Source organism: Rhizobium subbaraonis, assembly GCF_900220975.1.
In the GTDB taxonomy this organism is placed as follows: Bacteria; Pseudomonadota; Alphaproteobacteria; order Rhizobiales; family Rhizobiaceae; genus Mycoplana; species Mycoplana subbaraonis.
The window spans coordinates 20,592-45,734 of record NZ_OBQD01000010.1 but is presented as its reverse complement, the minus strand read 5'-3'; the positions used below and the strand labels follow the sequence as shown (position 1 = coordinate 45,734).

At 63.6% G+C, this 25,143-nt stretch carries 21 protein-coding genes and 1 riboswitch; of the genes, 15 read left to right on the top strand and 6 right to left on the bottom strand.

The window, feature by feature from the left end; translation table 11 throughout:
- The first annotated feature begins 149 nt into the window (after positions 1–149).
- On the top strand, positions 150–3,545 hold the full coding sequence (locus CRO48_RS16295) for a YhdP family protein (RefSeq protein ID WP_097140924.1): 3,396 nt from the start codon (positions 150–152) through the stop codon (positions 3,543–3,545).
- A 175-nt stretch (positions 3,546–3,720) separates the two neighbouring features.
- Here the strand turns inward: CRO48_RS16295 and tyrS are convergent, their stop codons facing one another.
- The gene (gene tyrS, locus CRO48_RS16290) at positions 3,721–4,974 is read right to left on the bottom strand and encodes a tyrosine--tRNA ligase (RefSeq protein ID WP_097140923.1); all 1,254 of its coding nucleotides are present in this window, start codon (positions 4,972–4,974) and stop codon (positions 3,721–3,723) included.
- A gap of 100 nt (positions 4,975–5,074) precedes the next feature.
- Here tyrS and CRO48_RS16285 point away from each other — a divergent pair, with 100 nt between their 5' ends.
- Positions 5,075–6,199 carry an anhydro-N-acetylmuramic acid kinase gene (locus CRO48_RS16285; RefSeq protein WP_097140922.1) on the top strand — a complete coding sequence of 375 codons (1,125 nt, stop codon included), beginning with the start codon at positions 5,075–5,077 and terminating at the stop codon, positions 6,197–6,199.
- 133 nt (positions 6,200–6,332) lie between these two features.
- On the opposite strand, the gene CRO48_RS16280 is transcribed toward CRO48_RS16285, so the two are convergent.
- Positions 6,333–7,010, bottom strand: coding sequence for an alpha/beta hydrolase (locus tag CRO48_RS16280; RefSeq protein ID WP_097140921.1), 678 nt, complete (start codon positions 7,008–7,010; stop codon positions 6,333–6,335).
- 218 nt (positions 7,011–7,228) lie between these two features.
- Between CRO48_RS16280 and CRO48_RS16275 the strand changes: the two genes are divergently transcribed.
- The 9 genes from CRO48_RS16275 (at position 7,229) to CRO48_RS16235 (ending at position 16,480) form a co-directional block, all read left to right on the top strand.
- Positions 7,229–8,398 carry a cysteine desulfurase family protein gene (locus tag CRO48_RS16275; RefSeq protein WP_097140920.1) on the top strand — a complete coding sequence of 390 codons (1,170 nt, stop codon included), beginning with the start codon at positions 7,229–7,231 and terminating at the stop codon, positions 8,396–8,398.
- A 135-nt stretch (positions 8,399–8,533) separates the two neighbouring features.
- Positions 8,534–10,003, top strand: a complete 1,470-nt coding sequence (sufB, locus tag CRO48_RS16270) for a Fe-S cluster assembly protein SufB (RefSeq protein WP_097140919.1) — start codon at positions 8,534–8,536, stop codon at positions 10,001–10,003.
- Between the two features lie 31 nt (positions 10,004–10,034).
- Positions 10,035–10,229, top strand: a complete 195-nt coding sequence (locus CRO48_RS16265) for a hypothetical protein (protein ID WP_097140918.1) — start codon at positions 10,035–10,037, stop codon at positions 10,227–10,229.
- Positions 10,230–10,239: 10 nt separating this feature from the next.
- The gene (gene sufC, locus CRO48_RS16260; RefSeq protein ID WP_097140917.1) at positions 10,240–10,995 is read left to right on the top strand and encodes a Fe-S cluster assembly ATPase SufC; all 756 of its coding nucleotides are present in this window, start codon (positions 10,240–10,242) and stop codon (positions 10,993–10,995) included.
- 19 nt (positions 10,996–11,014) lie between these two features.
- Positions 11,015–12,289 carry a Fe-S cluster assembly protein SufD gene (gene sufD / locus CRO48_RS16255; protein WP_097140916.1) on the top strand — a complete coding sequence of 425 codons (1,275 nt, stop codon included), beginning with the start codon at positions 11,015–11,017 and terminating at the stop codon, positions 12,287–12,289.
- A gap of 13 nt (positions 12,290–12,302) precedes the next feature.
- Entirely contained in the window at positions 12,303–13,544 is a 1,242-nt protein-coding gene (locus CRO48_RS16250) for a cysteine desulfurase (RefSeq protein WP_097140915.1), read from the top strand.
- Between the two features lie 10 nt (positions 13,545–13,554).
- Positions 13,555–13,935 (top strand): SUF system Fe-S cluster assembly protein, encoded by a 381-nt coding sequence (locus tag CRO48_RS16245; protein ID WP_097140914.1) that lies wholly within the window; start codon positions 13,555–13,557, stop codon positions 13,933–13,935.
- A gap of 131 nt (positions 13,936–14,066) precedes the next feature.
- On the top strand, positions 14,067–14,459 hold the full coding sequence (gene sufA, locus CRO48_RS16240) for a Fe-S cluster assembly scaffold SufA (protein ID WP_097140913.1): 393 nt from the start codon (positions 14,067–14,069) through the stop codon (positions 14,457–14,459).
- A 191-nt stretch (positions 14,460–14,650) separates the two neighbouring features.
- Entirely contained in the window at positions 14,651–16,480 is a 1,830-nt protein-coding gene (locus CRO48_RS16235; protein WP_141402065.1) for a PAS domain S-box protein, read from the top strand.
- Positions 16,481–16,626: 146 nt separating this feature from the next.
- Here the strand turns inward: CRO48_RS16235 and gcvP are convergent, their stop codons facing one another.
- The 4 genes from gcvP to CRO48_RS16215 form a co-directional block, all read right to left on the bottom strand.
- Positions 16,627–19,488 carry an aminomethyl-transferring glycine dehydrogenase gene (gene gcvP, locus CRO48_RS16230; protein WP_097140911.1) on the bottom strand — a complete coding sequence of 954 codons (2,862 nt, stop codon included), beginning with the start codon at positions 19,486–19,488 and terminating at the stop codon, positions 16,627–16,629.
- A complete protein-coding gene (gene gcvH, locus CRO48_RS16225; protein ID WP_097140910.1) occupies positions 19,488–19,850 on the bottom strand; it encodes a glycine cleavage system protein GcvH in 363 nt (120 codons plus the stop codon). Before gcvH ends, gcvP begins: the two co-directional genes overlap by 1 nt.
- A 182-nt stretch (positions 19,851–20,032) precedes the next feature.
- The gene (gcvT, locus tag CRO48_RS16220; RefSeq protein ID WP_097140909.1) at positions 20,033–21,172 is read right to left on the bottom strand and encodes a glycine cleavage system aminomethyltransferase GcvT; all 1,140 of its coding nucleotides are present in this window, start codon (positions 21,170–21,172) and stop codon (positions 20,033–20,035) included.
- A gap of 143 nt (positions 21,173–21,315) precedes the next feature.
- Positions 21,316–21,404: riboswitch (glycine riboswitch) on the bottom strand.
- A 177-nt stretch (positions 21,405–21,581) separates the two neighbouring features.
- Positions 21,582–21,866, bottom strand: a complete 285-nt coding sequence (locus CRO48_RS16215; protein WP_097140908.1) for a hypothetical protein — start codon at positions 21,864–21,866, stop codon at positions 21,582–21,584.
- Between the two features lie 234 nt (positions 21,867–22,100).
- Here CRO48_RS16215 and CRO48_RS16210 point away from each other — a divergent pair, with 234 nt between their 5' ends.
- The 4 genes from CRO48_RS16210 to CRO48_RS16195 all read left to right on the top strand — a co-directional run bounded on the left by CRO48_RS16210 (position 22,101) and on the right by CRO48_RS16195 (position 24,890).
- The gene (locus tag CRO48_RS16210; RefSeq protein ID WP_097140907.1) at positions 22,101–22,337 is read left to right on the top strand and encodes an Lrp/AsnC ligand binding domain-containing protein; all 237 of its coding nucleotides are present in this window, start codon (positions 22,101–22,103) and stop codon (positions 22,335–22,337) included.
- Between the two features lie 114 nt (positions 22,338–22,451).
- A complete protein-coding gene (locus CRO48_RS16205) occupies positions 22,452–23,444 on the top strand; it encodes an RluA family pseudouridine synthase (protein WP_097140906.1) in 993 nt (330 codons plus the stop codon).
- Positions 23,444–24,109, top strand: a complete 666-nt coding sequence (locus CRO48_RS16200) for an HAD-IA family hydrolase (RefSeq protein WP_097140905.1) — start codon at positions 23,444–23,446, stop codon at positions 24,107–24,109. Before CRO48_RS16205 ends, CRO48_RS16200 begins: the two co-directional genes overlap by 1 nt.
- On the top strand, positions 24,102–24,890 hold the full coding sequence (locus tag CRO48_RS16195) for an ATP12 family chaperone protein (protein WP_097140904.1): 789 nt from the start codon (positions 24,102–24,104) through the stop codon (positions 24,888–24,890). Before CRO48_RS16200 ends, CRO48_RS16195 begins: the two co-directional genes overlap by 8 nt.
- The last annotated feature ends 253 nt before the right edge of the window (positions 24,891–25,143 follow it).

Genomic DNA, 25,143 nt, shown 5'->3' with positions numbered 1-25,143 from the left:
GGTATTTCCTTTCTTTGGACAGGATTTTGCGTCATGCGGGACCAATCCCCGGTATATAGTCCCTGCGGGAATCGTCCAGCCACAATCAATCGATCCGATTGCCGCGCCGACGATGCCTGGGCCGACATGAGGAACGGAACAACCGCGACATGAGCGAAATTCGCGGCGAGAAGGTGAAGTTTGGCCGGGGGGACATCGTTTCCCTGCACGACCTTCCGTCCGCCCGCGCCCATGAACCGGTCGTCCTGCATTGCACCGACCGGCCCACCCACCTGTCGGTGATGGCTCGTCTTTTCACCATATTCGGCGGCGTGGCGCTTCTTCTCATCGTCCTTATCGTCGCCACCGTGGAGAGCGGACTGGTGGACGGCCCGCTGAACTCGCGGGCGCTCGCCGCGCTGAACCGGGCGGTCGGGCCGAACTACGAGGTCTCCGTCGCCAAGACGGTGATGCGCTTTTCCGGCCTCGGCGGGCTTGCGCTGAAAGCGGAAAACGTCGCCGTCTCCCAGCGCAGCGACGGAGAGAATGTCGCCAATGCCGGCGCCGTCCTGATCGTGCTGGACCCGCTGGCCCTGATGACCGGCCGCGTTTCTCCGACCAGCCTCGATATCGATCGGGCGATGTTCAATCCCGCCCTCCTGCCGAAAGGCCCACCGATCGACCTGTCCAGGATCCGCCTTGATTCCCTGCCGGGCTACCAGGGCATGGCTTTCGATCGGCTGGACCAGTTCAAGTCGATGATCACAGGCAGCGGGCTGTCTCGCGTGCGTATCACCAATCTTTCCCTGCCGGTGACGGGAACCGGGGGACGGCTGCGCACGCTCGACGTCGAGCAACTGACCTTCAGCCGTTCCGAGGCGGACGAACTGGCGATCGAGGGCAGTTTCGGGCTGGACGGAAAAACGGGAACCATCGCACTCGTTGCCGATGGCGCAGGCGACAATGACCAGCTTCGAGGCAATGTTTCCGGCATTCCGCTCGGCCTGTTCACGCTTCAGCGCAATGCCGCGGGCGAGCTTCGCACCGGCCTCGAGGCGCAGGCGGATATCGCGCTTTCGGCAACGCGGGGTACGACCGGCGTCGATCCGAAACTCGAGCTCGACGTTTCCAGCCAGGGGGGCGCGCTCTATTTCGGCGGTATTGCAACAAGCCTTAAGCCGAGCAAGGTCTCGGTCCACTACGACTATGAAAACCGCTCGTTGGAGATCCGGAATTCCGAGATCCATGTCGCACGATCTTCCTTCCCGCTGACCGGAGGATTGATCGATCTCGATCGCATGCCGAACGCTGCGCAGCCGGCGCAAGCCGGATACGCGATCGATCTGCTCGTGCAGAACGCCGTCAGCGCGCCGGAAGATACGACCGAGGAGCCCGTTCGCTTCGATGCCAAGATCAGTGGGCGCATCCTGCCGGACACGAAGCAGGTGCTATTCGATCAGTTGGGGGTGTCCAGTCCCCGGGGGCAGCTGGCCGGGTCGCTCGGCCTGACTTTTGGCGGGCAAAGCCCCGAAGTGAATTTCGCCATGGTCAGCGACAGGCTCGACGCGACGACGGTCAAGCAACTCTGGCCCTACTGGCTCGGGCGGCGCGCGCGCCAATGGGTTGTCGCCAACATCTACGGTGGCACGGTGACGAACGGACGGATCGAGGTGTCGATGGCCGCAGACCGGCCGCCGCAGCCGGACGGACGCATCGAACTCGGGCGGGGCGAGCTGATGATATCGTTCGACATCGCCAATACGCGCCTCAATATCGCCGGCGAGATCCCGCCACTCAGGGACGCTGCCGGCCATTTCCAGCTGAACGGCGAGCGCGTCGACATCGCGCTCAAGGCCGGCACCTCCTATATGGGATCCGGTCGCTCGGTGTCGCTGTCCAGTGGAACATTCACGCTGCCGAACACCTACCAGAAACCGCTGATGGCCGAGATCGACCTGAACATCGCCGGCGCGGGCGACGCGATCGCGGAGCTTATCACCTACAAGCCGATCGACGTTCTGAAGCGAACGCCATACGCGCCTTCGGACTTCACGGGTCCGGTTGAGGCCAACGTCAAGGCGAAGTTCGGGCTGGTGCGCGACCAGCAGCCGCCGCCGCCGGAATGGATCGCCGACATCGATCTGCAAGGCGTAGACGTCAAGAAGCCGATCGTCGGACGCACGATCACGAATGTCGATGGAAATCTCGTCGTGACGCCCGTCCGGGCCGACCTCAAGGCGAAGGCGCAGATCGACGGCGTGCCGCTGGACATCGTTCTCGTCGAGCCCGTGAGCCCGACGTCCGGGCTGAAGCGCGATCTTTCCGTCTCCGGCACGATATCGGATGCGGACAGATCGCGGCTCTTCCCCGGTCTCAACGACCTGCTGCAGGGACCTCTCGATGTTGCCGTGACACTCGGCGACGATGGTCACGAGAAGGTGGAGACGAATCTCGGGCGAAGCGTCGTATCGCTTCCCTGGATCGGCTGGACGAAGGGGGCCGGCGTCCCGGCAAAGGCGCAGTTCTCGCTGGAGCGTCAGGAGGGGACGACGCGTCTTTCCGATTTCGGCTTTTCCGGCGACGGGTTCTCCGTCTCAGGGGACGTGGCGATCAATGGCGGCGCGTTGAGCTCTGCCCGCTTCGACAAGGTCAGGCTGTCCGCCCAGGACGACTATGCGCTCGACATTTCCCGTGTGAAATCCGGCTATGCTGTCAAGGTCAACGGTAGCTCGGCGGACCTGCGGCCCGTACTTGCCAAGCTGAAGGCGGATCCTACGGGGACCGAGAGCGGTGCAAAGCCGGTGTCGGTAACGGTTCGCGCCGCGCTGGACCGTGTCATCGGCTTCAACGGTGAGACGCTGGGCAATGTCAAGCTCGCCTATGGGACGAACGGAAGGCGGACATCCGCGCTCGATCTATCGGCGGTCACAGGCGGCGGGCAGGCGCTCGTTGCGAAACTTTCCAATGCGCAGGGCACGGACACGCTGGAACTGACAACGGGCGACGCGGGCGCGTTGGCCCGCCTGGCCAATCTCTACCGCCACATGGAAGGCGGGCTTTTGAACATGCGGCTCAAGGCGGGAGCCGACGGCGGCTGGCGCGGGCCGCTCGACATCCGTAAGTTCACCCTGTCGGGTGAGGAAAAACTGCGCTCGATCGTGACGACGCCCGCCGGTGGGCGCAGCCTCAATCAGGCGGTGCGAAGCGAGATCGACACCAGCTCGATGCGGTTCGAGCGCGGCTTCGCCTTCGTCTCGTCGAAGGACGGCACGCTGAGGGTCGAAAACGGCGTCGTGCGCGGCGACACCGTCGGTGCGACGTTCCAGGGCATGGTGCGCGATGCCAACGACAACATGGAACTGACCGGCACCTTCATGCCGGCCTACGGACTCAACCGGCTGTTTGCCGAACTTCCGCTAATCGGCTTCATCCTCGGCAACGGCAGCGATCGAGGGCTGATCGGCATCACTTTCAAGCTGACCGGCCCGTTCGACCAGCCGCGGCTGATGATCAACCCGCTGTCGGTCATCGCGCCGGGCGTGTTCCGCAACATTTTCGAGTTCTGACTGGACTGGCCGCCGCATCGCGCCAGGATGCAGTTCGCCTGTGGCGTTCTGCCTGCTGGCGAGAAGTGGCATGGCGAAGCGGCGCGAGCGCAATCGCGCGCCCGACGTGGCGTACGCCTCATCCCGCCGTCTTGGCCACCTTCTCCCCGAGGGGAGAAGGAAAGACCGGGCCGCCTCAGGCCGGCCGCACCAGAATGTGCTTCTTCTTGCCGAGCGAGAGCTTGATGACGCCGTCGGCGGTGATTTCGCCGCTGCCAATGGACATGCGTTCGTCACTGACGGCCTTGTCGTTGATGCGGACGGCGCCGCCCTGGACATGCCGGCGTGCTTCGCCGTTCGAGGATGCCAGGCCGGCGCGCACGATCAGCGCGAGCAGGCCGAGACCGCTTTCCAGCTCGCCCTTCGCGACCTCGATCGACGGCAAGTTTTCGGCCAGCGCGCCTTCTTCGAACGTCTTGCGCGCCGTCTCGGCTGCCTGTTCGGCGTTCTCCCGGCCATGCAGCATCGCGGTGATCTCCGTCGCCAGGATTTTCTTCACCTCGTTGATCTCCGAGCCGCCAAGCGCCGACAGGCGCGCGATCTCGTCCATGGGCAGGGTCGTGTAGAGCTTTAGGAAGCGGGTGACGTCGGCGTCCTCGGTGTTGCGCCAGTACTGCCAGAAGTCATAGGCCGACAGCATCTCCGGGTTCAGCCAGACGGCACCGGAGAGCGACTTGCCCATCTTGGCGCCCGACGCAGTGGTCAGCAGCGGCGAGGTCAGCGCGTAGAGCTGCGGCGTGCCCATGCGGTGGCCGAGATCGATGCCGTTGACGATGTTGCCCCACTGGTCGGAACCGCCCATCTGAAGGCGCGTGCCGTAGCGCTGGTTCAGCTCGACGAAGTCGTAGGCCTGCAGGATCATGTAGTTGAATTCGAGGAAGGACAGCGACTGCTCGCGGTCGAGGCGCATCTTGACGCTGTCGAAGGACAGCATGCGGTTGACCGAGAAGTGGCGGCCGACGTCGCGCAGGAATTCCAGGTAGTTGATGCCGAGCAGCCAGTCGGCATTGTTGATCATCAGCGCGTCCTTCGGGCCGTCGCCGTAGGTCAGGTAGTTGGAGAAGACCTTCTTGATCCCGGCGATGTTGCCGGCGATCGTATCCGGCGTCATCAACTGGCGCGCCTCGTCCTTGAAGGAGGGGTCGCCAACCATTCCGGTGCCACCGCCCATCAGCGAAATGGCACGGTGACCGGTCTGCTGCAGCCAGTGCAGCATCATGATCTGGATCAGGCCTCCGGCATGCAGGCTGGGTGCTGTCGGGTCGAAGCCGATATAGGCCGTCACGGTTTCCTTGCAGAGCAGGTCGTCGAGGCCGGTCTCATCCGAAATCTGGTGGATGAAGCCGCGCTCGCTTAGCGTGCGAAGGAAATCTGACTTGAAACCCGACATTGGTCTTCTCTCTTGTAGGGGAGCTCATGTGAACGAATGGCGCGGCATCTAGCACTGTTTTTGCGCATAATCACTCCAAAAGTGATTCCGGGATTTCGGCATGGAAAAGATACGAACGGCGATCGGGCTGATGAGCGGCACCAGCATGGACGGCATCGACGTGGCGCTTTTGCGGACGGACGGCGCCGACATGGTCGGGCGCGGGCCGGCGAGAGGGTTTGCCTACGATCCCGCCTTCCGCAGGCGGTTGCAGGCGGCGCTCGAAAGTGCGAAGGCGATCACCCGGCGCGATGACCGGCCGGGCGATCTCGCCGCGCTCGAACGGGAACTGACGCTTCGCCACGCGGAGGCCGTGTCGGCGTTCCTTTCGGAGAACGGGCTGGCAGCAGGCGATATCGACGTCGTCGGCTTTCACGGTCAGACGGTGCTACACCGCCCGGACCAGCGGCTGACGGTGCAGATCGGCGACGGGGCGCTGCTCTCGCGCCAGACCGGTATCGCCGTCGTCTACGACATGCGAGCGAACGACATGGCCCACGGCGGGCAGGGCGCGCCGCTCATTCCGGTTTATCATGCGGCTCTGGCCCGCAACCTGGCGGCGGTTTGCGCCTTTCCGGTCGTTTTCGTCAATATCGGGGGAATTTCCAACCTCACCTATGTCGGGCCCGACGGCGAGATCGCTGCCTTCGACAGCGGGCCGGGCAATACGCTGATCGACCAGTGGGTGGAGGTGCAGGCCGGCATCCCCTTCGACCAGGGCGGGATGATCGCGAGCGAGGGGCGGGTGCTCGCGGCCCTTGCCGCACGCTATCTCGACCATCCGTTTTTCGCCGCGCCAGAGCGCAGGTCGCTCGACCGAAACGATTTTTCGCCCCCGACCGGCCCGGACGCTTCGCTGGAGGATGGCGCGCGGACGCTGGCTCACGTCACGGCTGCTGCGATCCTGAAGTCCGCGGGGCACCTGCCGCAGATGCCGAAGACCTATATCGTCTGCGGTGGCGGCCGGCTGAACCGCGTCATCATGGGCGACCTGGAAGAACTCGCCGCGGCGCAAGGTGCGCAGGTGATGCCGGCGGAAGCTGTGGACCTGAACGGCGACAGCATGGAAGCGGAGGCATGGGCCTATCTCGCGGTGCGCTCGCTTGACGGGTTGCCGCTGACCTTTCCGGGGACGACAGGGGTGGGGACAGCGATTACCGGAGGTGTGCTGGCTGTGCCGGACTGAGCGCCTCAGGATCGCTCCCGCCTCCTTCCCCTTGCAGATGGCCCGGTGGGGCGGCTCGGTCTCCTAAAGTGCACCATCCCGGGACAACCCCGAGGATGGTGGCGGTGTGCCCGGATCGGCGGGCGGCGTGGGATTACCGGATGCGCTTTGCAGCCGGTTCCGGCGTCAGTTCGCCGGCGAGGCGGCGATCGAGGTAGTCCTCGCATTCGGCCATCAGTGTCTCCACCTGGCCGTTGAAGAAGTGGTTGGCGCCGGGCACGGTCTTGTGCGTGATCAGGATGCCCTTCTGCGCCTTTAGCTTCTCGACCAGGCCGTTGACGTCCTTTTCCGGTGCTACCTTGTCGGCATCGCCGTTGATGATCAGGCCGGAGGACGGGCAGGGGGCGAGGAAGGAGAAGTCGTAGATGTTCGGCTGCGGAGCGATGGACATGAAGCCCTCGATCTCCGGCCGGCGCATCAGAAGCTGCATGCCGATCCAGGCGCCGAAGGAGTAGCCAGCCACCCAGCAGCTCTTGGAATCCGGATGCAGGCTCTGTACCCAGTCGAGCGCGGATGCCGCATCGGAAAGCTCGCCCGCGCCATGATCGAACTCGCCCTGGCTGCGGCCGATGCCGCGGAAGTTGAAGCGCAGCGTGGTGAAGCCGCGCTTCTGGAACATGTAGAAGAGCTGGTAGACGATCTGGTTGTTCATCGTGCCGCCGAACTGCGGGTGCGGGTGCAGGATGATCGCGATCGGGGCGTTCTTCTGCTTCGAAGGCTGGTAGCGGCCTTCGAGGCGACCGGCAGGTCCGTTGAAGATGATTTCGGGCATTCGTACTCCGACGTGTTTTGCGGATCAAAAACCGTTTCGACCGCGCTGGAAGTCTTGACGAAACCAGTCAGCTTTTCTAGAAACTAGTTTAGAACCATTCGAAACTTTGCTACGCTATGCGCGTATCGAGGTTCGTCTCTTACGGCAAGCCCGGCGGAAATTTCAAGAAAAATGCTCGCCGCGCTGCCATAGGAGCACATTGGAGCTGATTTGCGATCATGTCTGGACGGAAGAGGACATATCTGGACTGGAACGCGACCGCGCCGCTTTCGGCTGCGGCGCGCGAGTCTGTCCTGTCCGCGCTCGACCTGCAGGGCAATCCCTCGTCTGTGCATGGCGAGGGGCGGGCGGTGCGCGCGCTGATCGACGGTGCGCGCCGTGACGTTGCGGCGCTGGTCGGTGCGGAACCCGCGCATGTGATCTTCACCAGCGGCGCGACCGAGGCCGCCAACATGGTCCTGACCCCCGATTTCCGCATGGGACGGACACCTCTTTCGGTCGGCAGGCTCTATGTCTCGGCAATCGAACATCCGGCCGTGCGCGAGGGTGGGCGTTTCGATCGGGAAAACGTCACCGAAATTCCCGTCACGCCGGCCGGTCTCGTCGATCTGGACGCGCTGAAGGCTCTTCTCGAAGCCCACGATAGGGCCGCGGGGCTGCCGATGGTCGCCATCATGCTGGCCAACAACGAAACCGGTATCGTGCAGCCGGTGCGGCAGGCTGCGGATATCGTCCATAAGGCCGGCGGCATATTCGTGGTCGATGCCGTGCAGGCCGCGGGCCGGTTGCCGCTGTCGATCATCGAACTCGATGCCGACTTCATGATCCTCTCGGCGCACAAGCTCTCCGGACCGAAGGGCGCCGGTGCGCTCGTCTCGCGCGGCGAGGTGCTGATGCCGAAAGTGCTCATCCATGGCGGCGGGCAGGAAAAGGGTCATCGCTCCGGTACCGAGAATGCGACGGCCATCGCCGGTTTTGCCGCAGCGGCGCGCGAGGCGACAGGCGGGCTGGAGGAGCGCACGGCTGCGATTTTACGCCTGCGCGACGGGATGGAAGCGCGGATGACCGAGCTGGCAGGCGACGTGATCATCCATGGCCGCGACGTTTCGCGCCTGTGCAACACGACCTTTTTCAGTCTGCCGGGACTGAAGTCCGAGACCGGACAGATCGCCTTCGATCTCGAGGGGATTGCGATATCGGCGGGCTCAGCCTGCTCCTCGGGCAAGGTCGGCGCCAGCCACGTGCTGACGGCCATGGGGTTCGATGCGGGGCTCGGGGCGCTGCGCGTCTCACTGGGTTCAACGACGACAGAGACGGATGTCGAGCGCTTTCTCGAAGCGTTCGGCAGGATTGCGGGCCGGCGGCGGCAAGGTGTCGCTGCGGCCTGATGAAAGTTGCAAAAGCGCAAGATTTTGCTTGCCAAAAGGTGTGAAAAGCCCCTTCTGGCGCCTACATAACCGGCGGAAACCCGCCAGACGTTGACAAGCTTCCGGACCTTGGATCCGGAAAGATTGGAGAACGAGATGCCTGCGGTGCAGGAAACGATCGACCAGGTCCGTCAGATTGACGTAGACCAGTACAAATACGGATTCGAGACGACGATCGAAATGGAAAAGGCGCCGAAGGGCCTTTCCGAAGAGATCATCCGCTTCATTTCGGCCAAGAAGAGCGAGCCCGAGTGGATGCTCGAATGGCGCCTGGACGCCTATCGCCGCTGGCTGACGCTGGAAGAGCCGACGTGGGCGCGCGTCGATTATCCGAAGATCGACTTTAACGACCTCTACTACTATGCCGCGCCGAAGAACCAGAGCGGCCCGATGTCGATCGACGACGTCGATCCGGAAATTCTGAAGACCTACGAGAAGCTCGGCATTCCGCTGCGCGAGCAGGAGATCCTGGCCGGCGTGCAGACCTCGAAGATCGCCGTCGACGCCGTGTTCGATTCGGTCTCGGTCGTCACGACCTTCAAGGAAGAGCTGAAGAAAGCCGGCGTGATCTTCATGTCGATCTCCGAGGCGATCCGCGAGTATCCGGAGCTGGTGAAGAAGTATCTCGGCTCCGTCGTACCGACGACCGACAACTTCTATGCGACGCTGAACTCGGCGGTGTTCACCGACGGCTCGTTCGTGTTCGTTCCGAAGGGCGTGCGCTGCCCGATGGAGCTTTCCACCTACTTCCGCATCAACGAGAAGAACACCGGCCAGTTCGAGCGCACGCTGATCATTGCCGAGGAAGGCGCCTACGTGTCCTACCTCGAGGGCTGCACCGCGCCGCAGCGCGACGAGAACCAGCTGCATGCGGCCGTGGTCGAGCTCGTGGCGATGGACGATGCCGAGATCAAGTATTCCACCGTCCAGAACTGGTATCCGGGCGACAAGGAAGGCAAGGGGGGCATCTACAACTTCGTCACCAAGCGTGGGGATTGCCGCGGCAAGAATTCGAAGATCTCCTGGACGCAGGTGGAAACCGGTTCGGCGATCACCTGGAAGTATCCGTCCTGCGTTCTGCGCGGCGACGGTTCGCGCGGCGAGTTCTACTCGATCGCCGTTTCGAACGGCCACCAGCAGATCGATTCTGGCACGAAGATGATCCACCTCGGCAAGAACACGTCGAGCCGCATCATCTCGAAGGGCATTGCCGCCGGCGTCTCGCAGAACACCTATCGCGGCCAGGTCTCGACCCACCGGAAGGCGGAGAACGCGCGCAACTTCACCCAGTGCGATTCGCTCCTGATCGGTGACCGCTGCGGCGCGCATACCGTGCCCTATATCGAGGCGAAGAATTCGTCGGCCCAGTTCGAGCACGAGGCGACGACCTCGAAGATCTCCGAGGACCAGCTGTTCTACTGCCTGCAGCGCGGCATCCCTGAGGAAGCGGCGATCGCGCTGATCGTCAACGGCTTCGTCAAGGAAGTGATCCAGGAACTGCCGATGGAATTCGCCGTCGAGGCGCAGAAGCTGATCAGCATCTCGCTGGAAGGCTCGGTCGGCTAGCCGCAGATACATTTGAGGGTCGAGGGACAATATGACGTTCGGGCTGAAGCTGATGGTGTTGACCATCTTCCTCTCGGTCTTAGGTCTTTTCCTCGGCGTCGCCGGACTGATCGCCGGTTGGTCATGGGCAAGGGGAATCGGACTGGTTTCCGCAATTGTCCTGGCGATTGTGTTCTGGCTGGAACCCAGTGATCGCTTCCTGTTCGGAAGCAAGAAAGAAGATTGAGAGATACGAAATGCTTGAAATCAAGAACCTGCACGCACGCATCGCCGAGGACGGCACCGAGATCATCCGTGGGCTGAACCTGACCGTCAACGACGGCGAGGTCGCCGCCATCATGGGGCCGAACGGTTCGGGCAAGTCGACGCTCTCCTACATTCTTGCCGGCCGCGAGGACTACGAGGTTACCGAGGGCGATATTCTCTACAACGGCGAGAGCATCCTCGAGCTCGATCCCGCGGAGCGCGCGGCGAAGGGCGTGTTCCTGGCCTTCCAATATCCGGTCGAAATCCCCGGCGTCGCCACCATGCAGTTCCTCAAGGTTGCGATGAACGAGCAGCGCAAGGCGCGCGGCGAGGACGAACTGACGACGCCGGACTTCATGCGTCGCGTCAAGGAGGCGGCCGCCGAGCTGCAGATCTCGCCCGAGATGCTGCGCCGTCCGCTCAACGTCGGTTTTTCCGGCGGCGAAAAGAAGCGCGCCGAAATCCTGCAGATGGCACTTCTCGAGCCGAAGCTCTGCGTGCTGGACGAAACGGACTCCGGCCTCGACATCGACGCGCTGAAGATCGTCGCCGACGGCGTCAACGCGCTGCGTGCGCCGGATCGGTCCGTGATCGTCATCACCCACTACCAGCGCCTGCTCGACTACATCGTGCCTGATACCGTGCATGTGCTCTACAAGGGCCAGGTGATCAAGTCGGGCGACAAGACGCTGGCGCATGAACTCGAAGCCAACGGCTATGCCGATATCATCGGGGCAGCCGCCTGAGCCGGGAAGGACGCGATCCATGAACATCCAAGCAGGGATCAAGCTGACGGCGGCGGAAGCAGCTCTGGTCGAATCCTATAACGAACAGGTCGGCGAACTGCCGGGCGACGGCGCAACGCTTCTTGCCCGCGATACGCTGTTGAGCGACCTGAAGGAGGCCGGCCTGCCGACGCGTCGCGTCGAGGCATGGCACTATACGGATCTGAAGGCACTGCTGAAGTCCGTGCCGGCATTCCTTCACGGCGCCAGCGCCCAGAGGGTCGAGCCGATCGTGCCGGGCTCCACGGTGCTTTCGGTCGTCAACGGCAAGGCGCATACGCGGTTGCTGCCGGAGGGCATCACGGCCAAGAGTTACGCCGATACGCTGCTTGACGGATCGGCTGCAGCAGGGCTCGTCGCCCGCGACGCCGACGACGTCATCGGGCGCATCAACGGGTCGTTCGTGCGCGACGGCCTGATCGTCGAGATTGCCGAGGGTGCTGCTTTCGAAGCGCCAATCGAGATCCAGTCGGTGCAGAATTGCGGCCAGGTCAACACGCGCTTTCCGGTGCGGTTCGGTGCCGGCGCCAAGGCAACGGTGATCGAGCGGCATCTGGCGACCGGCGAGGATGCGGCACTTGTCACATCCGTCACCGACATGCGGCTGGCAGACGATGCCGAGGTCACCTGGATCATCTTCCAGTCGGAAGGCGAGGCGGATACGCATCTCGCACAGTTCAAGGCCGAACTCGGCGCCAACGCAAAGCTGCGCCTGTATGTCATCAATGGCGGCGGCAAGCTCGTCCGGCAGGAGATCCATATCGCCGTTGCCGGCGAGGGCTCCGACCTGACCTTGCGCGGCATCAACCTTCTCGGCGGCGAGAGCCACACGGACGTGACCTTTACCGTCGGCCATGACGTTCCGCATACGACCTCGACCGAAGTCATCCGCAATGTCGTCCTTGACCGCGCCCGCGGCGTGTTCCAGGGGCAGATCCGCGTCGCACAGGACGCGCAGAAGACCGACGCGAAGATGTCTTGCAACACGCTGCTGCTCTCCGACGATGCCGAGTTCTCGGCCAAGCCTGAGCTGGAGATCTTCGCCGACGACGTCCAGTGCGGACACGGTGCGACGGTGATCGACATCGACCACACGCAGCTGTTCTACCTGATGGCGCGCGGCGTTCCGGAGAACAAGGCACGCGCCATGCTGGTCAACGCGTTTGTCGCCGAGATCGTCGAGGAACTGGAAGACGAGACGCTGGTGGAGGCGCTGGAAGGCGTCATTTCCGACTGGCTGGAAAAGCACGCGTGACGGGATTGTCGAGATGAACCAGATCAAGCCGGTTTCCAGCTATGACGTCGAGGCGATCCGCCGGGATTTTCCGATCCTGTCGCGCGAAGTCTACGGCAAGCCGCTGGTCTATCTCGACAACGGCGCCTCCGCGCAGAAGCCGCAGGTCGTGATCGATGCGGTGGCGCATGCCTATTCGAACGAGTATGCGAACGTCCATCGCGGCCTGCATTTCCTCTCGAACGCGGCAACCGATGCCTATGAAGCCGCGCGCGAAAAGGTGCGGCGGTTCCTGAATGCACCCTCGGTTGACGATATCGTCTTCACCAAGTCCTCGACAGAGGCGATCAACACGGTGGCGTACGGATATGGCATGCCGAACATCGGGGAAGGCGACGAGATCGTCATCTCGATCATGGAGCATCATTCCAACATCGTTCCCTGGCATTTCATCCGCGAACGACAGGGTGCGAAGCTCGTCTGGGCACCGGTGGACGATACGGGCGCGTTCCACGTCGAGGACTTCGTCAAATGCCTCACCGAAAAGACGAAGCTGATCGCGATCACGCACATGTCGAACGCGCTCGGCACCATCGTGCCGGTGAAGGAGATCTGCGCGATCGCCCGCGAGCGCGGCATCCCGGTGCTGGTCGATGGTTCGCAAGGGGCCGTGCATCTGCCGGTGGACGTGCAGGACATCGACTGCGACTGGTACGTGATGACCGGCCACAAGCTCTACGGGCCTTCCGGCATCGGCGTGCTGTACGGCAAGAAGGAGCGGCTACGCCAGATGCGGCCGTTCCAGGGCGGCGGTGAGATGATCGTGGAAGTGACGGAAGACATCGTCACCTACAATGACCCGCCGCACCGCTTCGAGGCCGGCACGCCGCCGATTGTGCAGGCGATCGGGCTCGGCTACGCGCTCGACTACATGGAAAAGATCGGGCGTGCGGCGATCTCGGCGCACGAGGCGGACCTTTCGGCCTACGCTCACGAACGCCTGTCGTCCATCAATTCCCTGAAGATGTTCGGGACCGCGCCCGGCAAGGGCTCGATCTTCTCCTTCGAGCTGGAGGGTATCCATGCCCATGACGTGTCGATGGTGATCGACCGGGCAGGTGTCGCCGTCCGCGCCGGTACCCATTGCGCCCAGCCGCTCTTGAAACGCTTTGGCGTGACCTCCACATGCCGCGCATCGTTCGGCATGTACAACACCCGCGCCGAGGTCGATGTTCTGGCCGATGCGCTCGACCATGCCCGCAAGTTCTTCGCCTGAGGAGTTCGAAATGTCTATCGATGCCACCGAAGACAAGACCGATGCCCGAGACGGGATCGTCAATTCGGCAATCCCCGGAGATGAGCTGGCGCGCCTCAGCGACGATATCATCTCGGCCCTGAAGACGGTCTACGATCCCGAAATTCCCGCCGACATCTTCGAACTCGGCCTGATCTACAAGATCGACATCGAAGACGACCGCATGGTCAAGATCGACATGACGCTGACCGCGCCGGGGTGCCCGGTGGCAGGCGAAATGCCGGGCTGGGTCGAGAATGCGGTCGGCGCCGTCGAAGGCGTCTCTGGCGTCGAGGTGAAGATGGTATTCGATCCGCCGTGGACGCCGGACCGCATGTCGGAAGAGGCGCAGGTGGCGGTCGGCTGGTACTGACCGCGTTGCCGAAGGGTGAGGCGCCCCCGTGACTTTGACAGTGTCAAACTATTGATCCCGCAGGCGACCGCCTCTACATTTGTTTCGGAACCGCCGGGCCTTGAACCCGGCTGGCGAAGGAGAACTGGCCGATGGCCTTTGCAGTGATGACGCTTACCGATGCCGCCGCCGATCGCGTGAAGGCGATCGTGGACAATGCAGGCGACGATGCCAAGGGCATTCGCGTCGGCGTCAAGAAGGGCGGTTGCGCCGGAATGGAATATTCCGTCGACCTCGTGACAGCGCCGAACGAGAAGGACGACCTTGTCGAGCACGCCGGTGCCCGTGTCTGGATTGCCCCGGAAGCGGTCCTCTACCTGCTGGGCACACAGATGGATTTCGAGGTGACGAAGCTCCGTTCCGGCTTTACCTTCAACAATCCGAACCAGACGTCTGCTTGCGGTTGCGGTGAATCCGTCGAGCTGAAGCCGGCAGACCTCGCAGCTCTGGCTGCTGCCGGTGCGCCCACCGTTCGCGTCGGATAAGCAGGGACCTCTGCAGACACTTGCGTAAGGTCTTTTGAGCGGCCGATCGCTTCTTCCGGCACGCTTTGCTTGCATTCATTTTCAATCCGCGTTGATACTTGACGGTATTGCCGAGCAATGGGTGTCGGGCTGTCGGCCGCGCGACCATTGGAAAGATCGGCCTATGCTCCCGGGAGGTGGCGTTCACCGACATGCAATCGCCGCAGGACTTTTCAGAATCGCTCTACGAATCGATGCCGTTTCCGGTAATCCTGACGGATGCCGCAGGCACCGGCTTCTTCCTGAACGATGCGGCACGCAGGGCGCTCGGGTGGAAGGGGGACGGCAGCGAACCGCTTGCTGCGGTTCTCGGACAAGCCGACCTTGTGCCCAGGTTGCAGGGCTATGCGGTCGCGGGCCGGGCGCACAGCCACACCCTTCGCTTCAACCGGGCGGACGAATCGGACTTCGAGGCGTCCGCACATGTGATCTCCATCAGAAGCACCGACGGCGAGGCAGGCTATGCGCTTCTGCTGAGGAGCCTTTTGACGGGGGGAAGCCACGGCGAGCAGGTTCTGCTCGGCAGCCGCATCTATTCCGCCCTGGACACCATTCCCGAGGGGGTCGCGATCTTCGATCGGGACGAGAAGATCCTGGTCTTCAACCGCGCTTTTCGTGATGGGTGTGGAGCGGCGAAGGATGCCGTTCGCGTCGGGGCAACGGTCGAGAGCATAATCCGCGCCAATGTCGGCGCCGGCATCTACCGGGGCATTGTGCCGGGAACGCCGGAGGCGGAGGCCATGATCCAGTCCCGGCTCAGGGACCATCGCGGTGAGGACGGACAGGTCCACACGGTTCAACGTGCCGATGGTCGTTGGATACGGTCCGAGAGCCACGTGATGGACAGCGGCGAGGTTGTCGGCCTGAGAATCGATATCACCGATCTCAAGGCGATCGAGCATGAGCTTGAAACCAGGAACAGGCAGCATACGAAGCTCCTAGAGCTTCTCCCGGACCTGATCGTCCGGACCGATAAGGATATGGTGATCCGCTTCTGCAACGAGCACTACGCTACGTTTTACGGCTCGACGCCCGAGAAGCTCGTCGGCACGCATGTGATGGACCTGGTTTCTACCGAGCAACCGGTCATTGACGAGCTAGAACGGCTGACGCCCGACAATCCCCTTGCGACGGTGGAGCTTGCAATCCGCAATGCTGCGGGCGAGGAACGTTGGTTATTGTGGACTGCAACGGCCAGTTTCGAGAACGGTCTGCCGACGGAGTTTGTCGGCGCCGGTCGCGACGTGACCGAGTTGAAGCGCCAGCATGAGCGTCTGACCGAACAGGCGCGGGAATTGCAGCGCAAGAACGAGGCGCTGAACCAGTTCGCAGCGACCGTCTCCCACGACCTGAAGTCCCCGATCCGCCACATTGCCTCCTTTGCCGAGATGATACTGGATGACATCGAGCGCGGCCAACTGGATGATCTTGCGACGCACGCCGCCTATATGCGGCGGGCCGCGTTCCGGATGCAGAAGCTGGTCGATCGCCTTCTGGAATATGCGCAGATCGCCTACCAGATCCGGCACGTAAAATCCGTGTCGCTCGACGCGGTCGTTGCGGACGCCCTGTCGTTGCTGGAGGGGCATATCCGGGAGGCGGGTGCGACGATCGAAGCCAAAGCTCTTCCCCCCGTGAGGGGCGACCCCGAATTGCTGCGCCGCCTGATGCAGAACCTGATCGGCAATGCCATCAAATATCGGCGCCGGGATTCAAAGCCTACCGTCAGGATCTATGGGGAAGGGACGGCAGACAGTGTGCGTATCGTTGTAGAGGATGACGGCATCGGGATCGATCCGAAGCACGCCGAAGCGGTTTTCGGGCTGTTCCAGCGTCTGCATCAGGACGAGAGGGTCTATGACGGGACGGGCATCGGCCTTGCGCTGGCGCAGCGGATCGTCGAAAGCCATTCCGGCACCGTGGCGCTCGATACGTCCTACAGAGACGGGGCCCGTTTCATCGTTGTGCTGCCCCGTGGGTAGGAGCGGAGCGGACCTTTTTGGTGCCCGGACGGCGCAACTGCCGGCTGCGGCCGACGCCCGAAAAAGATCGATGGCTTTGGCGATGGATGCCGGGAGGGGGGCTGACCCCGGCCCGCAGACCGAGGTCAATTGCTGCGATATCCAGATTACTCCGCCGCTTCCGCGTAGCTCTCCAGCGGCGGGCAGGAGCAGACGAGGTTGCGGTCGCCGTAGACGTTGTCGACGCGGTTGACCGGCGACCAGTACTTGTCGACGCGGAAGGCACCGGGCGGGTAGCAGGCCTGCTCTCGCGAATAGGGGCGATCCCATTCGCCGACGAGGTCTTCCACCGTATGCGGGGCGTTCTTCAGCGGGTTGTTGAGCTTGTCCATCCGGCCGTCCTCGATGGCGCGGGCTTCCTCGCGGATCGCTAGCATCGCATCGCAGAAGCGGTCGAGCTCGGCCTTGGTCTCGGATTCGGTCGGCTCGATCATCAGCGTGCCTGCCACGGGCCAGCTCATGGTCGGTGCATGGAAGCCGCAGTCGATGAGGCGTTTGGCCACGTCGTCAACCGTCACGCCGGCGCTGTCGACCAGCGGGCGCGTGTCGACGATGCACTCGTGTGCGACCCGGCCCTTCGCCGACTTGTAGAGCACGTCATAGGCGCCTTTCAGCCGGGCGGCGATGTAGTTGGCGTTGAGGATCGCCACCTTCGTCGCCTGCGTCAGCCCTTCGCCGCCCATCATCAGGCAGTAGCTCCAGGAGATCGGCAGGATCGAGGCCGAACCAAAGGGTGCCGCGGAGACCGCGCCGGCTTCGGCGGTGCGCGGATCCTTCGGGAGGAAGGGCGCCAGATGCGCCTTCACGCCGATCGGACCCATGCCCGGGCCGCCGCCGCCATGCGGAATGCAGAAGGTCTTGTGCAGGTTCAGGTGGCTGACGTCGGAGCCGATGTCGCCGGGGCGGGCGAGCCCGACCATGGCGTTCATGTTGGCGCCGTCGAGATAGACCTGGCCGCCGTGCCTGTGGACGATCTCGCAGACCTCGCGCACGTTTTCTTCGAAGACGCCGTGCGTGGAAGGATAGGTGATCATGCAGCACGAGAGATTTTCCGCGTACTGCTCTGCTTTCGCACGGAAATCATCCATGTCAATGTCGCCGTCGTCGCCGACCTTGACGACAACGACCTTCATGCCGGCCATCTGCGCCGAGGCCGGGTTGGTGCCGTGCGCGGAGGTCGGGATCAGGCAGACGTCGCGATGCGGGTTGCCGTTGGCGATGTGGTAGTCGCGGATCGTCAGCAGGCCGGCGTATTCGCCCTGCGCGCCCGAGTTCGGCTGCATGGAGACCGCGTCGTAGCCGGTGACGGCGCATAGCTTGGCGGAGAGGTCGTCGATCAGTTCCCTGTAACCTTCGGCCTGGTCGGCCGGGGCGAAAGGGTGAATCTCGGAGAATTCCGGCCAGGTGATCGGCAGCATTTCGGCGGTCGCGTTCAGCTTCATCGTGCAGGAGCCGAGCGGGATCATTGAGCGGTCGAGCGCCAGGTCGCGGTCGGCGAGGCGGCGGATGTAGCGGGTCATCTCGCTTTCGGCGCGGTTCATGTGGAAGATCGGGTGCGTCAGGTAAGCGCTCGTGCGCAGCAAACCTTCCGGGAGGCGGTAGTCGGCTTCGAAGTCAGATACCTTGAAGTCGCCGCCGAAGGCGCGCCAGACGGCTTCCAGCGTGACCGGGCGCGAGCGCTCGTCCAGGCTGATGCCGATGCGATCGTCGCCGATCTGGCGCAGGTTGACCTCTTCGGCGACCGCAGTCTTGAGGATGATGCCCTGCAACTTGCCGACATGGACGGTGATCGTGTCGAAGAAGACGTCCGGCTCGACGCTATAGCCGAGCTTCTCCAGCCCCTTGGCCAGCAGCACGGCCTTGCGGTGGACCTGCTGGGCGATAGCCTTGATGCCCTGCGGTCCGTGGAAGACAGCATACATCGAGGCCATGACGGCGAGGAGCACCTGGGCGGTGCAGATGTTCGACGTCGCCTTCTCGCGGCGGATGTGCTGTTCGCGGGTCTGCAGCGACAGGCGGTAGGCGCGGTTGCCGCGTACATCGACCGAGACGCCGACGAGGCGGCCGGGCATGTTGCGCTTGTAGGCGTCCTTGACCGCCATGTAGGCCGCGTGCGGACCGCCATAGCCGACGGGTACGCCGAAGCGCTGGGTTGTGCCGATGGCGATGTCGGCGTCCATGTCGCCGGGCGACTTCAGCAGCGCCAGCGCCAGCGGGTCGGCCGCGACGACGGCGATCGCGCCGGCCGCATGCAGGTCGGCGATGACGCCGGTGAAATCATGCACGTGGCCAAACGTGCCGGGATACTGGAAGATCGCGCCGAACACCTCGGCCGGAACCAGATCCTCGAAGGGATTGCCGACCACGATCGTCCAGCCGAGCGGCTCGGAGCGGGTCTTGAGCAGAGCGATCGTCTGCGGATGGCAGTTTTCGTCGACGAAGAAGGCGGTCGCCTTCGATTTCGAAACGCGCTCTGCCATGGCCATGGCTTCCGCTGCAGCCGTCGCTTCATCGAGAAGCGAGGCGTTGGCGATGTCGAGGCCGGTCAGGTCGCAGACCATGGTCTGGTAGTTGAGCAGCGCCTCGAGCCGGCCCTGGCTGATCTCGGGCTGGTAGGGCGTGTAGGCCGTATACCAGGCCGGGTTTTCCAGGATGTTGCGCTGGATCACCGGCGGGGTGATGGTGCCGTAGTAGCCTTGGCCGATCAGCGAGACGAGCTTGCGGTTCCTGTTGGCGGTCTCCCGCAGCTTGTCAAGCGCTTCGCGTTCGGACATCGGTGCGCCCCATTGGAGCGGCGTCGTCTGGCGGATCGACTCCGGCACCGTGTCGTCGATCAGCGCGTCCAGGCTGTCATAGCCGATCACCTTCAGCATCGCCTCCATCTCGGCCGGCGAGGGGCCGATGTGGCGGCGGTTGGCGAAGTCGTAGGGCTGGTAATCGGTGAAGGTGAAGTCCTTGGGCAGGTTCATCAGCCGACGAGCTCCTTGTAGGCGGCCTCGTCCAGAAGAGCCTCGGCATCGGCCGTGTTCTTTAGCTTCAGCTTGAAGAACCAGCCGGCGCCCTGCGGGTCGCTGTTGACAAGGGAGGGGTCGTCGACGATCGCCTGGTTGACCTCGACGATCTCCCCGTCGAGCGGGCTGTAGACGTCGGAGGCGGCCTTGACGCTCTCGACGGTGGCGGCGTCGCCGCCCTTGTCGAAGCTAGAGCCGACCTCGGGCAGTTCGACAAAGACGAGATCGCCAAGCTGCTCGGCAGCGTGGGTGGTGATGCCGACCGTGGCGACGCCGCCATCGATCTTGAGCCACTCGTGTTCTGCGGTGAATTTCAACATCTCGGTTCCTCTCTGGGAAAGTCTGTTTGTGAAACTGTGCGGTTGCCCCTCATCCCCCTGCCGGGACCTTTTCCCCGCGGGCGAGGCGAAGGTGGCTGGGCACGCCCCTTTCCGTTCCCTCTCCCCGCCTGCGGGGAGAGGGTCAGGGTGAGGGGCGATCGGAATGCGATGGCAATCATCGGTCAGCGCTTGAAAGTGTTGGGGACAAAGGGCAGGACGGCGACGGTGACGGGCAGGTACTTGCCGCGTACCTCGGCGAACAGCCGCGTTCCCGGCGCCGAGAGCGCAACCGGCACGTAGCCCATCGCAACGGGTGCCTCGATGCTGGGACCGAATCCGCCGGAGGTGACGTGGCCGACCTCGGCCTTGCCGTCTGCGTCCGAATAGAGCCTGGCCGGAGGGCGGACCGGGGCTTTGCCGTCGACCTTGAGACCGACGCGGCGTCGGGTGGCGCCGGAGGCGAACTGGCCGAGGATGGCATCCGCGCCCGGGAAACCGCCGGCGCGATCGCCGCCGCTGCGGCGCACCTTCTGGATTGCCCATTCGAGGGCCGCCTCTACCGGTGTCGTCGTCGTGTCGATGTCGTTGCCGTAGAGGCAGAGGCCGGCTTCCAGCCGCAGCGAATCGCGGGCGCCGAGACCGATCGGCAGGACGTCGGGATGGTCGAGGAGGTGGCGACAGACCTTTTCGGCCTTGTCCGCGGGGATCGAGATCTCGAATCCGTCTTCGCCCGTGTAGCCGGAGCGCGAGACGATGCAGTCGGCATCGTGCAGGTCGCAGGCGCGCACGTCCATGAAGCGCATGCCGGCGATGTCGGCCCAGAGTTCGGAAAGCACCGCTTCCGCGCGCGGCCCCTGCAGGGCAATCAGCGCACGGTCGGAAAGCATCGTCACCTCGCAGGTATCGCTGAGATGCTTCTGCAGGTGCGCGAAATCGGCATCCTTGCAGGCGGCGTTGACGACGACGAAGAAGTGGTCGCCACGGTTGGCGATCATCAGGTCGTCGAGAATGCCGCCGTCTTCGCCGGTAAACAGCGCATAGCGCTGGCGGCCTTCGGGCAGGCCTGCGACATCGACCGGTACAAGGCTTTCCAGCGCGTGCGCCGCGTCGGCATTGTCGCCGGAGCGCGCGCGGACGATCACTTGGCCCATGTGCGACACGTCGAAGAGGCCTGCCGCAGCCCGGGTATGCAGGTGCTCCTTAAGCACGCCTGCGGGAAACTGCACCGGCATCTCGTAGCCTGCAAACGGCACCATGCGTGCGCCGAGCGAGACGTTGAGGTCGTGCAGCGGGGTTTTCTTGAGGTCAGACGCGACGTTCAAAGCCGCCCTCCAGTCTTCTGGCGCTCGCGCGCCGGCCCATCTCTGGCGCTTTCGCGCCGTTCTTATGAGCCCCCTCTGTCCTTGTCGCCTGAGATTGTTATCCCTTCGGCGGGCGCGTGAGCGCCTCTCTCCAGAGTCCTGTCGGCACCTTGCTGGTCCTTTTGCCTGAGAGTTTCCGGGGCGGTTGCTCCTTCGGCACCGGTTCGAAACCGGTTTCTCCCAGCGAGGTCTTCGCCACATAACGGCGCGCCCGACGATTTGGCAAGAGTGTAGCGTCGTCCATGGACAATTATTTGTCGCCCTCGATCATGCGGCTGTCGAACGGAGCCCGAAAGCAAGAATGCCCCGGACGATACCGGGGCGATACAGGCGGCTGATTTCGACGGGGGATGATTGCGGTAGTTGCGCCTCAGCGGTCCTCGCCAGCCTCTTCCTCTTCGGCATTTTCGGCATAAAGCCGTGCCACCAATTCCGGATTGGTCTCGCGGCGTCGCTGCATGGTGAGGAGAGCCAGATCCAGGGACGTCGACTTGATCGCCAGGCGCTCCGCTTTCAGCCGGTCGTTGTCTGCCTTTGCCGTCTCTGCTGCGTTGGCGACCTCCTGCTCAAGGGCGGTCGCGGATCGAGGCGTGGTCTTGTAAGCTTGTGCCGCATAGGCTGCGGTGCTGGGGGAAACGGAGATGATCTGTGTCATGGCGTTCGGCAATACCTTTTGTGCAATCCTGCTTCATTAGCCCGAACGGATTTCCCGGTCGCTAAGACCGGCCGTCGAGATTTAGGCAAGTTTTAACGATTGGCCGCCCGGCGCCTGCGGCAAAAGCACACCGCCCTCTTGCGCCATCCGTGCGATCTCCGTCATAAAGCCGCCGAAGGCCCTGCGTCGGGGCCGGGTTGACAAGGTGCCGCCGATAGGCGGCGGAGTGGTCCGATGAAGCCGATCTTCGTGCAGCTGCAATGCGCCCCCGGAAAGACCTACGAGGTCGCCGATGCCCTTTACGCCACCGAACTGATCTCGGAACTCTATTCGACCAGCGGCGACTATGACCTCCTGCTCAAGATCTATGTCGAGAGCGAAGAGGACATCGGCAAGTTCATCAACGATCACATCGCGACGATCCCGGGTATCGTGCGCTCGCTCACGACGCTGACCTTCCGGGCGTTCTGACCCCGTTGCCAAACTGGCGGCGCCGCATGGCGCATGGATGAGCGGGTGTGGAAAACCGTTTTCGCTTTTCCCGGTTATGCGCTAAAGCACGGCGCTTACCGAGAGAAGGCGAAGATGGCAGGTATCGAACACAGGCAGGTGGACCACGACGAGGCGGGCATGCGGCTCGACCGGTGGTTCAAGGTCCACTATCCCGGACTGGGCTTCGGCCAGCTGCAGAAGCTTTTGCGATCCGGGCAGGTGCGCGTCGATGGCGGCCGCGCCAAGACCGACATGCGCGTCCAGCCGGGCCAGACCGTGCGCGTGCCGCCAATGAACGTGGATGCGAAGGAAATCAAGGCCGGGCCGATCGGCGGCCGGGACCTGAAGCATTCCCCCGACGGCGAGCTGCTGTCGCGCATGCTCCTGCATGAGGACGACAAGGTGTTCGTTCTGAACAAGCCCGCCGGTATTGCCGTGCAGGGCGGGTCGGGCGTGACGCGGCATATCGACAAGATGCTGGAGGCCTGGACGAGCCAGAAGGGCGAGAAGCCGCGGCTCGTGCACCGGCTCGACCGCGATACCTCCGGTGTGCTCGTCATCGCGCGGACGCGCGGTGCGGCGCAGAAGCTGACGGCGGCGTTCCGCGAGCGCGATACCAAGAAGACCTACTGGGCCATCGTCAAGGGCGTGCCGCGCAAGCGCGAGGACAAGATCTCCACCTGGCTGGTGAAAGAGCAGACGCCCGACGGCGATCGCATGCGTATCGCCAAGCATGGCGAGGACGGAGCCGACCACGCCGTTTCCTACTACCGCATCCTCGAACAGGCCGGGCAGAATTTCGCCTGGCTGGAGATGGAACCCTATACGGGCCGTACCCACCAGCTCCGCGTCCATGCCGCCCATATCGGCCACCCGATCATCGGCGACCCGAAATATTTCGATGCGGACACCAACTGGACCTTTCCGGGTGGCGTGCAGAACCGGCTGCACCTGCATGCCCGCCACATCGACATTCCGCACCCCTCGGGCGGGCGGCTGCGCGTGACCGCGCCGCTGCCGCCGCACATGGTGCAGACCTGGAACGTCTTCGGTTTCGACAAGAACGCAGCGGAAGAGGAAGACTGATGCGGCTTGTCCTCTTCGATTGCGACGGCACGCTGGTCGACAGCGCGAAGCTGATCCACGAGGTTATGGCGCGAACGTTTGCCGATTTCGGCTACGAGCGGGTGGAACTGGCCGCGACCAAGAGTATCATCGGGCTCACGCTCGACATCGCCATCGCCCGTCTGCACGGCAAGAGCCATGTCGACGAGGAGGCCGTGGCGATGACGGCGCACTACAAGAAGATTTTCATGGGCGTGCGATCCGAGGCCGGCTTCCAGGAGCCGCTCTTTCCCGGCATCGAACCGCTGATCCGCCGGCTGGAGCGGCAGGACGACATGCTGCTGGGGGCTGTGACTGGCAAGTCGCGGCGCGGGCTCGATTCGATCCGGCTGACGCACGGCTTCGAAAAGACCTTCTTCGTCTCGCGCACGGCGGACGACTGCCCCTCGAAGCCGCATCCGGCCATGGTTGCCGAATGCTGCACCGAAGCGGGCATCGATGCTGCGCGCACGGTTGTCATCGGCGATGCGATTTACGATATGCAGATGGCAAAGGCCGCCGGTGCGCAGGCCGTTGGCGTCGCCTGGGGCTATGCCAGCGTGCCCGAGCTCGTCGAGGCGGGTGCGGACCATATTCTAAGGGAGCCGGCCGAACTTCTCGAATGGCTGGAACTTGCTGATGCGTGACATTCTCTCAGACCTTTCCAATGCAATGAGCGATCCCGATCCGGTGCGACGGGCGCAGATCCAGATGAAGCGACCGCTGCCGAAACGGTTCTACAAGGACGTGGTCGTGGCCCTGACGGACGACGGCTATGCCGTCCAGCTCGACGGGCGTGTCGTGCGCACGCCGGCCAAGCGGGCGCTCGCGGTTGAGACGGCGGCGCTGGCGGAATATCTGAAGAACGAATGGGACGCGCAGGCCGAAGAGGTCGATGCTGCGAAGATGCCGGTCACGCGGCTCGTCAACACCGCGCTCGACGGTGTCGCCGACAACCGCGACGCCGTGATCGAGGAAATGGTCCGCTTTGCCGGAACGGACATGATCTGCTACCGCGCCGACGGCCCGGAACGGCTGGTGGAAATCCAGCGCCTGAGCTGGGATCCGGTGCTGGCCTGGGCCGCAGATACCTTTGGCGCACGCTTCATTCTCGCCGAGGGCGTGATCCATCAGGAGCAGCCGGCCCCGGCGATCGCCGCCTTTGCGGCGGCACTTGCGAGGTTCACCTCACCGCTGGAGATCGCCTGTATCCATACGGTGACGACGCTGACCGGATCGGCGCTTCTGGCGCTCGCCTTTGCCTATGGTCGCCTCGATGCCGAGACGGCCTGGAAGCTCGCCCATGTCGATGAAGACTGGCAGATCGAACATTGGGGCACGGACGAGGAAGCGTTTCGCAGGCGCGAGGCCCGCTGGCAGGAAATGCAGGTCGCAGCAACCGTCTTCGAGGCGTTGAAGGCGCGCTGAGCGGCGCCGGCGGCGACGGGAGCAGCTGTTCCCGCCGCATTCCGTGGCCCGCATTTCGCCGCAGTTTGATCGTCGGCGATACGATTCACCCATTTTTAGGGTTTTCTGCCGAATGGTGACGCCCGGCGCGATTGCACCGGCATCGCCATCCGTGCAAAGGCATGGGGCGGACGATTCGTCGTAAGCTGCGCCTGATCCAGAGCATTTCCGGTGAAGACGGGTTCGCTGGCAACGTTCAAAAGCTTTGTATTTA

Excerpts from the sequence above, each read along its gene's own strand:
- CRO48_RS16295 (WP_097140924.1), top strand. The coding sequence starts at position 150 with ATGAGCGAAATTCGCGGCGAGAAGGTGAAGTTTGGCCGGGGGGACATC.
- tyrS (WP_097140923.1), bottom strand. The coding sequence starts at position 4,974 with ATGTCGGGTTTCAAGTCAGATTTCCTTCGCACGCTAAGCGAGCGCGGC.
- CRO48_RS16285 (WP_097140922.1), top strand. The coding sequence starts at position 5,075 with ATGGAAAAGATACGAACGGCGATCGGGCTGATGAGCGGCACCAGCATG.
- CRO48_RS16280 (WP_097140921.1), bottom strand. The coding sequence starts at position 7,010 with ATGCCCGAAATCATCTTCAACGGACCTGCCGGTCGCCTCGAAGGCCGC.
- CRO48_RS16275 (WP_097140920.1), top strand. The coding sequence starts at position 7,229 with ATGTCTGGACGGAAGAGGACATATCTGGACTGGAACGCGACCGCGCCG.
- sufB (WP_097140919.1), top strand. The coding sequence starts at position 8,534 with ATGCCTGCGGTGCAGGAAACGATCGACCAGGTCCGTCAGATTGACGTA.
- CRO48_RS16265 (WP_097140918.1), top strand. The coding sequence starts at position 10,035 with ATGACGTTCGGGCTGAAGCTGATGGTGTTGACCATCTTCCTCTCGGTC.
- sufC (WP_097140917.1), top strand. The coding sequence starts at position 10,240 with ATGCTTGAAATCAAGAACCTGCACGCACGCATCGCCGAGGACGGCACC.
- sufD (WP_097140916.1), top strand. The coding sequence starts at position 11,015 with ATGAACATCCAAGCAGGGATCAAGCTGACGGCGGCGGAAGCAGCTCTG.
- CRO48_RS16250 (WP_097140915.1), top strand. The coding sequence starts at position 12,303 with ATGAACCAGATCAAGCCGGTTTCCAGCTATGACGTCGAGGCGATCCGC.
- CRO48_RS16245 (WP_097140914.1), top strand. The coding sequence starts at position 13,555 with ATGTCTATCGATGCCACCGAAGACAAGACCGATGCCCGAGACGGGATC.
- sufA (WP_097140913.1), top strand. The coding sequence starts at position 14,067 with ATGGCCTTTGCAGTGATGACGCTTACCGATGCCGCCGCCGATCGCGTG.
- CRO48_RS16235 (WP_141402065.1), top strand. The coding sequence starts at position 14,651 with ATGCAATCGCCGCAGGACTTTTCAGAATCGCTCTACGAATCGATGCCG.
- gcvP (WP_097140911.1), bottom strand. The coding sequence starts at position 19,488 with ATGAACCTGCCCAAGGACTTCACCTTCACCGATTACCAGCCCTACGAC.
- gcvH (WP_097140910.1), bottom strand. The coding sequence starts at position 19,850 with ATGTTGAAATTCACCGCAGAACACGAGTGGCTCAAGATCGATGGCGGC.
- CRO48_RS16215 (WP_097140908.1), bottom strand. The coding sequence starts at position 21,866 with ATGACACAGATCATCTCCGTTTCCCCCAGCACCGCAGCCTATGCGGCA.
- CRO48_RS16210 (WP_097140907.1), top strand. The coding sequence starts at position 22,101 with ATGAAGCCGATCTTCGTGCAGCTGCAATGCGCCCCCGGAAAGACCTAC.
- CRO48_RS16205 (WP_097140906.1), top strand. The coding sequence starts at position 22,452 with ATGGCAGGTATCGAACACAGGCAGGTGGACCACGACGAGGCGGGCATG.
- CRO48_RS16200 (WP_097140905.1), top strand. The coding sequence starts at position 23,444 with ATGCGGCTTGTCCTCTTCGATTGCGACGGCACGCTGGTCGACAGCGCG.
- CRO48_RS16195 (WP_097140904.1), top strand. The coding sequence starts at position 24,102 with ATGCGTGACATTCTCTCAGACCTTTCCAATGCAATGAGCGATCCCGAT.